General features: G+C 56.8%; 13 protein-coding genes and 2 pseudogenes. 7 read left to right on the forward strand and 8 right to left on the reverse strand.

What is annotated here, in order from left to right; translation table 11 throughout:
• Nucleotides 1–69: 69 nt before the first annotated feature.
• From D3Y57_RS04600 to D3Y57_RS04615, 4 genes are all read right to left on the reverse strand, one after another.
• The gene (locus tag D3Y57_RS04600; RefSeq protein WP_121151766.1) at nucleotides 70–1671 is read right to left on the reverse strand and encodes a GMC family oxidoreductase; all 1602 of its coding nucleotides are present in this window, start codon (nucleotides 1669–1671) and stop codon (nucleotides 70–72) included.
• 398 nt (nucleotides 1672–2069) lie between these two features.
• Nucleotides 2070–3350 carry an MFS transporter gene (locus D3Y57_RS04605; RefSeq protein WP_162986959.1) on the reverse strand — a complete coding sequence of 427 codons (1281 nt, stop codon included), beginning with the start codon at nucleotides 3348–3350 and terminating at the stop codon, nucleotides 2070–2072.
• A 510-nt stretch (nucleotides 3351–3860) separates the two neighbouring features.
• On the reverse strand, nucleotides 3861–5054 hold the full coding sequence (locus tag D3Y57_RS04610; protein WP_121151770.1) for a cytochrome P450: 1194 nt from the start codon (nucleotides 5052–5054) through the stop codon (nucleotides 3861–3863).
• 115 nt (nucleotides 5055–5169) lie between these two features.
• The gene (locus tag D3Y57_RS04615) at nucleotides 5170–5706 is read right to left on the reverse strand and encodes a TetR/AcrR family transcriptional regulator (protein WP_121151772.1); all 537 of its coding nucleotides are present in this window, start codon (nucleotides 5704–5706) and stop codon (nucleotides 5170–5172) included.
• Nucleotides 5707–5809: 103 nt separating this feature from the next.
• Between D3Y57_RS04615 and D3Y57_RS04620 the strand changes: the two are divergent.
• Together D3Y57_RS04620 and D3Y57_RS04630 are read left to right on the forward strand one after the other, a co-directional pair.
• Nucleotides 5810–5985: pseudogene (locus tag D3Y57_RS04620) on the forward strand (site-specific integrase); the annotation flags it as partial.
• A 433-nt stretch (nucleotides 5986–6418) separates the two neighbouring features.
• Entirely contained in the window at nucleotides 6419–7720 is a 1302-nt protein-coding gene (locus D3Y57_RS04630) for a tyrosine-type recombinase/integrase (protein ID WP_121151776.1), read from the forward strand.
• A gap of 103 nt (nucleotides 7721–7823) precedes the next feature.
• Here D3Y57_RS04630 and D3Y57_RS04635 read toward each other — a convergent pair whose 3' ends face one another.
• Together D3Y57_RS04635 and D3Y57_RS04640 are read right to left on the reverse strand one after the other, a co-directional pair.
• Entirely contained in the window at nucleotides 7824–8435 is a 612-nt protein-coding gene (locus tag D3Y57_RS04635; RefSeq protein ID WP_162986960.1) for a hypothetical protein, read from the reverse strand.
• A gap of 314 nt (nucleotides 8436–8749) precedes the next feature.
• A pseudogene (locus tag D3Y57_RS04640) lies at nucleotides 8750–9555 on the reverse strand (DNA adenine methylase).
• A 220-nt stretch (nucleotides 9556–9775) separates the two neighbouring features.
• Between D3Y57_RS04640 and D3Y57_RS04645 the strand changes: the two are divergent.
• The 5 genes from D3Y57_RS04645 (at nucleotide 9776) to D3Y57_RS20030 (ending at nucleotide 11250) form a co-directional block, all read left to right on the forward strand.
• Nucleotides 9776–10027: a BrnT family toxin gene (locus tag D3Y57_RS04645; protein ID WP_121151780.1), complete on the forward strand. Its 252-nt coding sequence runs from the start codon at nucleotides 9776–9778 to the stop codon at nucleotides 10025–10027.
• Nucleotides 10017–10292, forward strand: a complete 276-nt coding sequence (locus D3Y57_RS04650) for a BrnA antitoxin family protein (protein WP_121151782.1) — start codon at nucleotides 10017–10019, stop codon at nucleotides 10290–10292. The genes D3Y57_RS04645 and D3Y57_RS04650 overlap by 11 nt, the downstream gene beginning before the upstream one ends.
• Nucleotides 10293–10579: 287 nt before the next feature.
• Nucleotides 10580–10759, forward strand: a complete 180-nt coding sequence (locus tag D3Y57_RS04655) for a hypothetical protein (protein WP_162986961.1) — start codon at nucleotides 10580–10582, stop codon at nucleotides 10757–10759.
• 6 nt (nucleotides 10760–10765) lie between these two features.
• Entirely contained in the window at nucleotides 10766–11092 is a 327-nt protein-coding gene (locus tag D3Y57_RS04660; protein ID WP_121151786.1) for a hypothetical protein, read from the forward strand.
• A complete protein-coding gene (locus tag D3Y57_RS20030) occupies nucleotides 11089–11250 on the forward strand; it encodes a hypothetical protein (RefSeq protein ID WP_162986962.1) in 162 nt (53 codons plus the stop codon). Before D3Y57_RS04660 ends, D3Y57_RS20030 begins: the two co-directional genes overlap by 4 nt.
• Here the strand turns inward: D3Y57_RS20030 and D3Y57_RS04665 are convergent.
• Both D3Y57_RS04665 and D3Y57_RS04670 read right to left on the reverse strand, forming a co-directional pair.
• Nucleotides 11247–11888 carry an SOS response-associated peptidase gene (locus tag D3Y57_RS04665; RefSeq protein WP_121151788.1) on the reverse strand — a complete coding sequence of 214 codons (642 nt, stop codon included), beginning with the start codon at nucleotides 11886–11888 and terminating at the stop codon, nucleotides 11247–11249. The genes D3Y57_RS20030 and D3Y57_RS04665 overlap by 4 nt on opposite strands.
• 73 nt (nucleotides 11889–11961) lie before the next feature.
• Nucleotides 11962–12978, reverse strand: coding sequence for a DUF2190 family protein (locus tag D3Y57_RS04670; RefSeq protein ID WP_121151790.1), 1017 nt, complete (start codon nucleotides 12976–12978; stop codon nucleotides 11962–11964).
• Nucleotides 12979–12991: the final 13 nt, after the last annotated feature.

Consider the following 12991-nt stretch of genomic DNA (forward strand, 5'->3'; position numbering starts at 1 on the left):
GATGGTAGACCGATCAGTCAACTTATTTCTGGGAAAATGGTATTCGGACATTCCTCGGCTTTCACCCATTTAACGTTCTGCGAGCATCATTTTGCCGATGTGGCGGCCTGCAGCCATTGCCGGCGCGTTTGTATTGCCGGAGGGAAGCTCGGGAAAAATCGACGTATCGACGACGCGTAGCCCGGAGATGCCACGTACACGTGCCGCTGGATCGGTCACAGCGGCATCGTCCGAGCCCATCCGGCACGTGCCTGATACGTGAAAGGCCGTGCCGCCGTTGTCGTAATAATAATCGAGAATTGCGTCATCGCTCTCGACTGATCGACCGGGAGCCAGTTCCTCGATCACCATTGAGGCGATCGCAGGCTGCGCCATAATCTTGCGAAGGGATCGAACCATCGCCACCGCTGTCGCGCGATCCAGCGGATCGTTGAGATAATTTGCCGTGATCGCCGGTGGGATGTCGGGGTCGGCGGATGCGATCTGAATTTCACCGCGCGAGCGCGGATGCATCGGATATCCGCCGACCGTAAACCCGGGCTCCTTATCCAGCACGAGACCCTTTGGTCCCTTACCCATCGAGTATAGGCCGACCCCAATCTGACAATCCGGGCGGGCAAGCGCGGGATCCGTTTTTATGTAACCGATCAATTCCTGAGCCGCGTGCGTCATCGGTCCCGAATGCGCAACCGCGTACCTTAGAACATTCCAGAGCAGCTTCAGTCCTGCAAACTCGCTGTTCAAACTGCCGCCCGTTACCCGATACTTGGTCTGCAGATAGAAATGTTCCTGCAGATTCTGTCCAACTTCCGGTAAATCGTGCACCACTTCGATGCCGAAGCCTTGAAGGATTTTGGCATTTCCAACGCCGGAAAGTTGGAGCAGCTTGGGCGACTGGATCGCGCCTGCCGACAATATGACTTCTCGGTTCGCCAGTATACGACGTTCACCGCTCTTGTCGCGAACGTCTATCCCAATCGCCTTGCGACCTTCGAACACGATCCGCAGGACGTCTGTATCGGCAGAAACGGTCAGGTTCGGGCGAGACATGGCGGGGTGCAGAAAGGCCTTTGAAGCACTCTGCCGTCGGCCTTGCCAGATATTGCGGGTCTGATAAGCGATGCCGCCAGCGGGCGACGCGTTTGTATCGTCGACGCGCGGAATCCCAGCCTGACCTGCTGCTTCGATCACCGCTTCGCACAGCTCGGCACCGACTGCGTCGCGAGGGTGGGGCGTTAGCCGAAGCGGACCGCCGACACCGCGCTCTGAGGTTGCTCCAAGCTGATGATCTTCCATCGCCAGAAAATGCGGAAAGATATCATCCCATGCCCATCCCGTGCAGCCGAGTTCAGCCCACCGGTCATAGTCCGAGGCAAAGCCGCGTGCGTAAATCATGCCGTTGACCGAACTGGAACCGCCGATTGCGCGACCCTTTACCCAAACCTCGCTGCCTCGGTTGCCGCCACGATTTACGCCATAAGACCAGACATGCGGGTTCCCGGGCATGAGCAGTTTGCCAATCCCACGCGGCATGTCGATCAGAAAACTTCGATCCATGGGGCCGCTCTCGACAACCAGAACCGAATTGGAGGGGGTACTAGACAGTTCGGATGCGAGCACGCAGCCCGAAGAACCTGCACCGACGATGATATAGTCTACTCGATCAATCATTGTGTCGCATCTTGTTGCCGCACAAACACGAGGGCTGCGCGGTGGAGAGGAAATCGGAAGTTCGAAGCAAGATGGTGCAAACCATCAAAAGTGCAGTGCGAGCAAATAAGGGGGCTTTAGGCATCCCATTCAAGGTCGAGACACCTGTTTACCGAAAGCCCGCCTTGAGGCGAGGCGGGACGAACGCGCCAAGGCGGATAGGCGCAGCCCTTCGTGCGGGGCGACGGAATGCTCGCGCTGCAAGAGGGGAGCCTGTGCAACAGCGTGACCAAGCGAATATCTCATCGTCGGCCATCTCGCGTTAGGTGCTTTATAGCCCATTTCTTTTTTGCGCTCTTCAACCGACTGATTCTATCAATCCGAGATCGCGAACCGCGACCGGAAAAGGGACTTTGTTCTTATTCAGCAGGCATTGTATCCCCGCGATGCGCAACTCTGCGCATTTGCAGTGCAGCCCCCATAAATAATGTGCCTGCCAGCGCGGATAACAAGACCATAAGGCCAAGTGCATGAGTTAAGGGGAATGGATCGCCGGCCCCTTTCAGCCAGTCGCTGAGCAGGCCAATCGATAAAGGTCCTAAACCGCCGCCAACAATGTTGCAGAGAATAAAAATCACTGCCAGCGCTCGTGCGCGCACTGACGAGGGCGCAAGGTTGAGGCAGAATCCAAATGCCGGGCCATAATAGCTCGAAAGCAGAATTGAATAGGGAACAAGCGCGATGAGGGTCATGGTGCCGGAACCGCTCATCAGTGCGATGGCCAGACAAGGAGTGCCCGCCAGCGCGGCGAGACCGGCGATCGCAAGCAGGCGTCGATCGTCGCCATCCGCCTGGAAACGAGCAGCGAGGCCGCCCAACAGGGTGCCAATGATTCCGCCGCCGCCAAGCACCAAACCGAGACCCATGCCAGCCTCGGCGATCGGAACAGCCCTCTCCCGAATGAGCAACACCGAGGCCCACGCTCCGACTCCCAGCACCACCATACTGGCCACGACCATAGCGGCGACCGTCATTGCGATCTCAGGCTTTATAAACCATCGAACAATTCTGCGCGCCGGTGCCAGTTCGGTTCCTTGACCACCGCTCTCTACGTGACGCGCAGGATTGCGGAGCGCGACCATCAGAATCAAGGCGAGGAGAATCCCTGGCAGACCGATCGCCATCAGAGCCCATCGCCAGCCCCATATACTGCTTACTTTGCCTGCAATTGCTGATCCAACGAGCACACCGATCGGCGCGCCAATGTAAAAAATTGATACAGCTGTGGGTCGGAGTCTGGGCGGAAATAGATCCGAAATGAGCGACAGGCACGTCGGCGGGGATCCTGCTTCCGACGCTCCCACGATGGCGCGAAGGCCAGTCAGCATGGGGAAGTTCACAGCCCAGCGTGCAAATAGCGTAGCGAGGCTCCAGGTGAAAAGCAGGAGTGCCAGAAGTCGCTTTCGATTGACCCGGTCTGCAAGAGCAGCGACTGGCAATGCTGCCAGCGCGAAAGGGATCGTGTAAACGAAGCCTGCTAGTAAACCGATTTGTCCGTCGCTGAGCGCAAACTCACGACCGATTGGTTGCAGCAGCACGTTGAAGGCGGTTCGGTCGATCGAATGAACGCTGTAGACCAGCATGAGGAGCATTAGCGCGCCCCACCGGGGCTTAATGTCGGCATCACTGGAAAGCTGCATTTCTCTGCTTCTTATTGCCGAATTATTCATCGCAATATTAACCCGGCAACATGAGAAATCTGGAGCGATTGCTGCGCTAAAATTTGCTCGCTGTCGCATGCCTTGCATACTGCGAAGCGCTGCAGGCCGTTCATCTTCTTCTCCCGCGAACTGGTTTGTTTCAGTGCAACCGTGCTCTTAAAATATCAGCTAGCCTTCGCTGGACCATGTGGTCAAGTGACATTGCGCCGCGTCTTTTTGGCCATCCTACGCGCAGCATCTCCGACCAACATCGTTTTTTGTGAGGCCCTTAAATGGTGGACTGGTTCATTCGCCGTCGAATATTGGAGTCTATCGGTAAAAAAGGTAAATACACCCAGCCGACGCAAAAGAACGATATTCTACTATGCTCAACGAGGAACGCATGGCTGCGAAATTTAAACCAGCAGTCTCCGACAGATCCGGCGCGATTCAATCAGCTATTCTGTCGTCACGACAAGATAAACCTTTGTGCTATTGCGGCGTAGATTTTCACCAAGCCAGTCTTAACGTTTCCATTGCCATGATGTTGCCGCCTCGCATTTCGCACTTCTGGGCCTCCACGAGGTGAAAGGGCGGTACGCGGGCTAGCCATTCTTCAAGGAATACCCGGAGCTCGATGCGCGCCATTGGCGCTCCTGCACAATTGTGTGGGCCCGTGTTGAACGCAATATGGCCAGGCCTGGGACGATCCAAATCGACATGCATAGGACATCCAAACGCGCGCTCATCGTTGCAGGCTGCTGGCAGGCTGACGATCACCTTGTCGCCGGCGCGAAGTAATGCGCCATTCAATTCGGTGTCGTGCTTCACGCGTCGCATTACTGTGACGAAGGCGTAACGCCGCAAAAACTCCTCAATCGCGCCCGGAATTTGGTCTGGATTTTCGCGCAGGCGCTGTTGGTCAGCCGGATTTTCCGCCAGGTGACGGGTGATGAAAGTGAGGGCGTTGGTGACAGTGTCCAGCCCGGCGAGAAACAGCAAATTGCAAACTTCCAAGACGCGTTTATCGGTCAATTTCTCGCCATTTACTTCTGCTGCCAAGAGCATGCTTACCGGATCATCAGATGGCGCGCGCTTCCGTATACGGATGAGCGATCTCAGGTAAGCGTTCATTCTTATAAAGGGCAACAATCGCTGCCTTGTGGTTCGCGATGCCAAGATGCCATTTGCCCAGCGCACGAATTCTGCATAACGCGTCAAGTCCATATGCATCATGCCCATAAAGGTCTTGACCGGTAATGGAACTGCGATATCGGCAACAAATTCGGTGCCCCCCTTCGCGAGAACTGCATCGATCAGTTCACTCATCAGGCAACGGATGCCCGGTTCCAACTTATTTACCTCTTTGGGAGCCAGAAATCTCAGAAGCAGCAATCGATATCGCAGATGATCGGGCGCATCCATGTCCTGAGGTGGGAGATTTAGGCGAGGCAGAGGCCACGGCATCTGCGGCAGGACGTCCATACTTGAGTAGTTGTCGAGATCAGTCATCACTTTCTGGGCATCGACCATGCGCGTGACCATCCAATGGCCACCGTTTAGCGGCGTGTAGAACACGTCGGGTGCGCGACCATGAAGCGCTACATGTGCGTCGTGAAGACCGCCCGCCTCGACGTCGTCCACCAGGTCGAACGCGAAGACCCGTTCGGCCGGAATGTGTTTTGGAATGGACATCGATTTCATGACTTGCTTTTTAGTTCGGCAGAGAGGGCTAAGATCCCGCGTAGGAACAACGTGATTGCGCGACCAGGGCTGGTTTTGTCCTGTGCTGGAGATGCCTCAAACATGAGGCCATGAGCTAATGCTCGCAGCGCCATTGCAGCAACTGTCTTGTCAAAACCCCCGCGACCCCCAGGCGATTAAAGAGGGCGGAAAACAAGGCCTCGAGCCCCGTGGTTGTGCGTTCGCTATAGAGGCGGTGTAACTTTCCTACCGTTTCATGGCGTTCAGCCTCAAGCTGCAACTCCGCATGCAACAGCCACCAATCTCGTTGCGCTGCGTATTCGTCGAAACGGCGTTCGAGTTCCGCCAATAACGCATCAAGGTTGTCGCTGTGTGCTACCAGATCGGTCCAAGCGACAACCTCCTGCTCATGGCTTTCGGTCATTAGTTCCAGAAGCAAATCCTGTTTGCTTTCGTAATTGGCGTAAAATGCGCCACGGGAAAATCCGGCCGCCTCGGTAATAACGTCAATCGTCGTCGCGCCGTAGCCACGACGTGAAAACTCTCGCCGGGCAGCCGATCGAATACGTTCGCGGGTCTGAATACGACTTTGTTGTCGAGAAACCCGCACCATAAATTCACCTTCGTCTTCAAATACAATAATGTATTCCAATTCGAATGTGAATGCAACAACTGTATGAGGTGCCTCGTCTGAAGGGCACAAAGACTATGATAGTTTATATTACTTTTGGGGCACTCATCGAAGCTGACGAGTTGCGGACATCTACCAGATCGCCAAGAATTTCGCGCCAGCGTCGAGATGATCGAAAAGTTCTATGCGGCGCATATCAAAAGCACGCTCGATGCCGCGTCGATCAATGTTCGGCGCGCAACGCCGTCTGCCGTTCAGAAGCAATTTATCCCCGTTGATTTGCTTGATGAAGACGCATGAGCAGGAAAACCATCTGGAGCGACATACTCCAGATGCCACTTGTCAACGATCCGGAAAAGGAATCGTCTCAGCGCCGCTCGGGGATAGCGCGCCATCGGACTTGGGCCGACTTACACAAAACCTTACACATTTTGATCAATAAATGGTTGGCTTGGCTGGCCCTCCTTGTAGCCGAAATAGCAATGGCAGAAAACCGTCATTTATCGAGGTAGTCGCGCCAGACTCAAAATCCCGTTCCGCAAGGAGTCTGGGTTCGATTCCCTGCCGCTCCGCCACAGCGCCTTCTAGGCGCTACCCAAGGCCTCCATTTGTTCTCTTTCAAGTGACGGAAAACCGTCTATTATGCCCCGACAGGTGTCCAGCCGGGTCTGACCCAATCGCCAGTTCTGGGGGTAAGATATGGGGGCACAATTCTCTATTTGGGGGTATAGCGATGCTGACCGATACCGCAGCCCGCAAGGCGGTGAAGCGCGACAAGGACTATAAGCTCTTTGATGAGCGAGGACTCTATCTCTTCATCTCAAAGGCCGGCGGGAAAGGCTGGCGCTTCAAATATCGGTTCGGCGGCAAGGAACAGGCGGTCGTGTTCGGTCCTTATCCGGAGATCAGCCTGTCCGAAGCGCGTGAGCTCCGCGACGAGGCCCGGAAGCTGCTGCGCGATAACAAAGATCCCCGCGTCGAGCGCAAGAAGGTGAAGCTATCCAGTATCGCGAGCTCGGAAGTCACGTTCGCGATCGTCGCGAGGGAATGGCACACGAAAAACCTGAAGCGATGGTCGACCGTCCACGCCGATGATGTGATTACCAGCTTGGAGAAGGATGTGTTCCCGTCGCTGGGCGGCATGCCCCTGCGCGAGATCAGCACGCCGATGGTGCTTGAGTGTCTGAGGAAGGTCGAAACCCGCGGTGCCGGCGAAACGTCCCGACGACTGCGCCAGCGCATTTCGTCGATCTACGTTTATGCGATGGGCGCGGGTATTGCGATCTTCAACCCGGCTCCAGCCGAAATGACCAAGGCAATGGAGCCAGTGCGGAAGGCGGGGAAGCAACCTGCGCTCGTCGGCATTGAGCAGCTGCGCGGCGTGCTGCTGGCGGCCGAGGCATCCAGTGCGACGCCGGTGGTCAAGGCAGCATCGAGGCTGCTGGCGCTGACCGCTGTACGTCCCGGCGTCGTAATCGGCGCGACCTGGGGCGAGTTCGAAGGCATCGACTGGGATACGAGGGAGCATACAGCAGATGCGCTATGGCGAATTCCGCCGGCGCGTATGAAGTTGATGCTCGATCGCAAGGACGAGATTGAGTTCGAGCACCTGGTGCCGCTGACGTCGCAGGCGATTGACCTGCTGCGCACGATTCGGCGACTGACCGGCCGCATGGCCTACGTGTTCCCCAGCCAGCGGCACAGCTATAAGTCGATGAGCGCCAACGCGATCGGTTATCTCTATAATCGTGTAGGTTTCCACAGTCGTCACGTCCCGCACGGCTGGCGCGCTGCCTTTTCAACGACGATGAACGAGAGGGCGGTCGCTGAGGGCCGCACCGATGAGAACGGCAATAGTGCAGACCGCGCTATCATCGATCTAATGCTCGCGCACGTGCCGGCGAACAAGGTGGAAGGAGCCTACAACCGGGCCCAATATATGCCGACCCGGCGTAGGATAGCGGAGACGTGGTCTAATCTGATTTCCGAGGGGCTGGTGGATCCTGCCGAGTTCCTGACCGCGAAGACGCGGTAGCCACTGCATAAAGGCTTCTTATCGTCTTGTAGCAACCAATGCGGGGCGTTCGGCGGTGACGAAGAATATGTCAAAAGCCGACGGTAAGCCTCGCTTCGCCCGCCTATCTTGGCGTCCACCTTATCTGGCCCGCCTCCACCAGCTCGTAATCGTAAGGCAAATTATTTTGACGGAGCCAGTTGTTTGCCCAAAACTCGGGTACGGCGAAAGTTGTCGATCCGTCCATAGCTCCCGTATTTTCGGCCAGGTAAGCGGATCTCATTTGCCCATCGATCATAAGGAGTTGACCTGTCGGGCTTCTAAAAAACTCCGGAGGCAATCCCACAGCACCTCCTCCTCCTCCTCCGCCCACCGGACCGCCGCCGGGACCGCCGGAGCCGAGGCCGCCGCCCCCTCCGCCGCCGCCAGCTTGCACGGAGCCGTCTGATTCAATGACTAGACCGCCGCCGCCACCGCCACCGCCACCCCAAAATGTCGCGTTCTGACCTGAGCCCGCCCGCACATATCCTTCAGGGGTGACCATCGCACCGGTCGAGTTCGGATGTTGCTCCATGATCGGCAGTTCCTTGGAGCTATGCAGGCGCTGCCAGAACCACCATAGCACTAGCGTATAGATTATCAGCGCGACCAGCGCCGCAACAGTCCATCCGGCAACTGTCGGCGAAATATGCCTATGGAGCCATATCCCCACTGATCGCGAGAGGGGATCAAGCACGCCCCAAGCCTCAAGTATGATTTTTGCGATATAGCCGACTACGCACGAGGCTATCGCGGTAGCGAATCGGTACCAAAACTTAGATGCATTAGGCGCTGACATTTAGCTAATCCGTGGCGTGGGAAATTCGCTGATGCGATGCTGGCAGAGCATGGCGCTTCGCACAACGGCAGCTGTCGCGCTTGATAACGCCATAGGCGACTTTCGCATCACCGCGAGACTTTGCATTCGTCGGGCTCAGACACCATGCGGCTTGAACGATTGCGGCCCGAAGTTTCGAAACAGCGCTAATTCGAAACTTCGGGCCCAGGTGGTCAGACGTTGCTCACGATCAATTCGGTAACGTGTTTCGCTGTTCCCGTGCTTTTGACTGCCATCGAATAGCGGTTCGGAACGACTGCGATGTTGAAGTCCGCGAAGACCTCGCGCGTTCCGGATGTGTCGTTGATCGAGAGCACGAACCGTCCCGCGATCTTTCCGAGCTGGTGTGCCAGGCGCTCGAAGTCAGCTCGCTCGAAAACGCCGGGACCGTAATCCTTCTCGCAGTTCCAGTACGGAGGATCGAGATAGAACAGCGCGCCCGGGGTGTCATAGCGATCGATGAAGTCGCCATAGGGCAGTCGCTCGATCACCACGCGCGCCAGCCGTTCGTGCACGTCCTCGAGCATAGGGACGAGCTTTGTCAGATCGAACCGGGCGGAAGCGGTGCGACTGACACCGAAGTTTCGGCCGGACACGGTGCCGCCGAACGTGGTGCGTTGCAGATAAAGGAACCGCGCTGCGCGTTCTAGGTCGGTCAGCGTGTCAGGATCGACAGCCAATAGCCGTTCAAATTCGGCGCGGCTGGTCAGCTGCCATTTGATGACATCGAGGAACGCCTGATAGTGACGCTGCAGGATTCGGAACAACGTCGCGACGTCGGCCGATATGTCATTGATGACCTCGGACGTCGGGCGGGTTTTCCGGCGGAAGAATATCCCCCCATCCCCACGAAGGGCTCAGCATAAAGATTGTGTGGGATTGTGCCGATCAGCTCGACCAGCCGGCGCGAAAGATTACGTTTTCCGCCAAGATAAGGCGCGACAGGCAATGCGGGACGCACGGGTAGTAACGACTCCATAACGATTTAGCTCTCAATGGTGCCCGGCCCGGTCGACGGGTGCGGGGCGTTGCGGCAAGGCCTGCCGCTCGTGGCGCGTCCTAGCGCGTCGGTTTCCGTGTTGAAGCACGGAACCCCGCCTCGGCCTTAGCCGGACGGTTGTGTTCGAATATCGAATATTAATTATCTGTAGTTACAGATAATGCTTGCAGCGATGATAATTCGTAGCTACAGATAATGCATGGACATCGAGTTTGACCCCGCGAAGGACGCAGCAAATATCGCCAAGCATGGCGTGTCGCTGGATCGGGCAGTCGAACTCGCGGGGATCGTGGTCGTAGAAGACACCCGGTTCGCTGAACGTCGCCTTCGTCTCTACGGGACCATCGACGGAATTGCCCATTGTGCGGCGGTGACGATGCGCGGCAACGTCGTCCGCGTCATCAATCTACGCCGCGCTCATCGCAAGGAGGTACGTCGCTATGGTTTCTGACAAACATGGTCCTGTCGTTTTCGACAGTGACAACCCCGAATGGACCGCTGAAGATTTCGCGAAGGCCCGCCCAATTGCGGACTTTCCGGAGCTGTCGGCTGCATTTCCGAATGGCAGTAAGCCCCGTGGTCGACCAAAAGGCTCTGTCAGCTCAAGCAAGACGCTGGTGTCGCTGCGGTTGGATAACGATGTCCTGGAGCGTTTCAGGGCAACGGGGCCTGGATGGCAGTCGCGGATCAATGAGGCGCTGCGGTCTGCCACTTAGGGAGGGGTCGGAAGCGCCGCGCTGCCATGTTGTGCAAATCCTGAGCAGGTAGGAACGGTGTCGGAACCAGCCAGTTTGAGACCGGATGCACATTCTGACAGCATTATCATTGGCTCTCAGTGCCGCGTTGATTGGAGCATTCATTCCCTCGAATTCATACGTCGGCGATTGCGTCGGGATCGCTGAGTGAACTCCTCTTGCGTGCCCGATTGCCGTTGCGGATAACATCCAGTCGACTCTGTACACGATCGATGTCGGAGTACGCTGCCGTTGAAAGGGCCACTACAGTGCAGACCTCGCTGGGAGTGATTGAAAGAGCGTTCCAGATCGCGAATGAAGGCGATTGCCAGAACGTGACCGAGATCAGAGCGAAATTGTATCGCGAGGGTTACGAGCAGGTAGCGATGCACTTGAGGGGGAAAGTCATCGTCACGCAGCTCAGGAAGATCATCGCCGATCAGGGGTAGCAGGTCTTGAATGCCTGGCACCATATTGCCGACACCAGCAAAATGGTCGTTGCCCGAATCGCCAAACGAGAACATTATGGGAACATGGCGATCATGCACAAAACCCATTACGGCAAAGCGATGTGCGGCAGTAAGAACCAGCATTGCGATGACGATGCGCTCGTGACCTGCACGTATTGCATCTACACGCGGCACCCTCCAAACCCCGACAATTGGGGCAATATGCTCCTGCGCGAGATGGGCAATCCGACTGCGCTTGATAGGCTGGGCGAGACGACCAAATACCGGACGTTGGGCGAGATGTTGAAGGCGGAGAAGGAATCGGAGGAGTGACGCGTTATCGATACGTCACCCCGATCAGGGCCGGGCAATGGTTCGAGACCGGAGCACTTGCGCGAAATGCGGCGGCAAAAGCGGGCGTGGCGCACAAGGATGATGCCGATCGCGTGTGGCTCGACCCGCTCACCGATATCGAGGTTGAACGGGTTTAGCGGATCGCACTCTTCGTCACGGTAAACCGGTCGGCGCTTTCCGGCCCGAGCAGATCATCAATATCCGCGTCGAGATCCAGCCATCGCGCCCAATCCTGTCCGAACAGCACGACCGGCGCGCGATCGTGGTATGCGTTAAGTGGTGCACCGGCGGGTTGCGTGATTACCGTGAAGCTTTCGACTGCGCCCTGATCAGTCGTTTCGCAGCGATCCCAGATGCCCGCCAGCATGATCGGCTCGCCGTGGCGCGGCTCGAATAGCCACGGCTGTTTCTTTTTTGGGTCGTCTTCGCGCTCGCCCTTCCATTCGTACCAGCCGTCTGCGGCAATGAGGCAGCGGCGACGTGCAAAGCTGTCACGATAAGCGCGAGAGGTCCGCACTGTCTCTGCGCGGGCATTGAAGGTGGTCGCTTTCCAGTCCTTCAGCGCGCCTTTGTGGAACCATGGAACAAGCAACCAGCGCGCCTGCGATACCGACGGTGCAGCATCATGTAACCGCACGATCGTCGCCGCCTGTGTCGGCCGCACTTGTTCGCGCGATTCCAGGTTGAGGGCGGGCTGATCGAACGGGCCGACGAACTCGCGCAATGCCGCGTGAAGCTCAGCCCAAGGGCGTGTGTCTCGGTAGCGTCCGCACATTGGGGTAGGATGATCTTGTCAAAATCGCATGTCCATCGCTCTGACGCAGAAAGTTTTGCCGCGCCCGTAAGCGTCACACTAGCGTTGATAAGGCCTGCAAGGATGCAGCCGACTGTACTGGGTAGAATTCGATACGCTCGATCGTGTGGGTGAACGTACCTTTATAAGATGTTGTCCGAGACAGGTTTAAGCCGAAGGACGTCGCCGAGATGGCTTCTGCCGCCACTTCTGCCGAAACGTTGCCGTTGACACTGTTTAGGATGCTGCCAGTTTTCATCGAGACTGCGGAATGAAACACATTGCCCGCGGTCAGATCTAAAATCTGAGTGTCACCATAGCTGCCGGCGGTGAATTGAATGGATCTATCCGCCTCATTGGCCGTCACATTTAGCTGTGCGTTGTATCGATTGCTGTAATCAACATCGTCATTGGCAAATAGCTCCTGCCGGAAAATATATCCCCATCCGCTCTCGGAGGGGACAAAATCCCATTTTGAATGAATCACAGCGGTGATGCCTTCATCCATGTTGGAGGGATCGAATACGGCGGGGAGCACAATCGGAGACGGAAATTCAACTCCGGATTGACCGGTAGAGGTATTCACCATGCCTGTGCCCGGAATGACGTTGCTCCCAGTCCAGGGATCAAATTCATCCTTGCCCACCCACAGATCGAACAAAGTTTTTGCAACACCGCCGATACTGTATTCTCCCTTTTTGAAATCAGAGATGGCAAGTGGAATAGGGGCAATCGGACTGGATCCACTGAGGTTGTCCAAAGGCACGACGACACCAGCCGACACGCCGACCAGAGCGACCGCGAGCGGCAACACCACGCGAGCAAGGAGTTCCGCATCATGTTGAAGCACGACGGGGGTATCCCAATAGAGCTTCACGCCCACTGTCCATGCCGTGCCGGCGGCCTTGGCCAAGGTGAACGCGCCGACGCGGCAGAATGACACGTCGGCGCCAGGGGCGGCATCTGCAGATGCAACTCCGAAGATAGAGCCAATCAGGGCACCGCCGCCGCTGGCGACCGCGTAAGGAGCAGGAAGCGTGACGTTATCGCCAAGCTGCACATAATTTTTCATGTCAGGGTTTCCT

The sequence above is a fragment of the Sphingomonas paeninsulae genome, from assembly GCF_003660165.1.
In the GTDB taxonomy this organism is placed as follows: domain Bacteria; phylum Pseudomonadota; class Alphaproteobacteria; order Sphingomonadales; family Sphingomonadaceae; genus Sphingomonas_O; species Sphingomonas_O paeninsulae.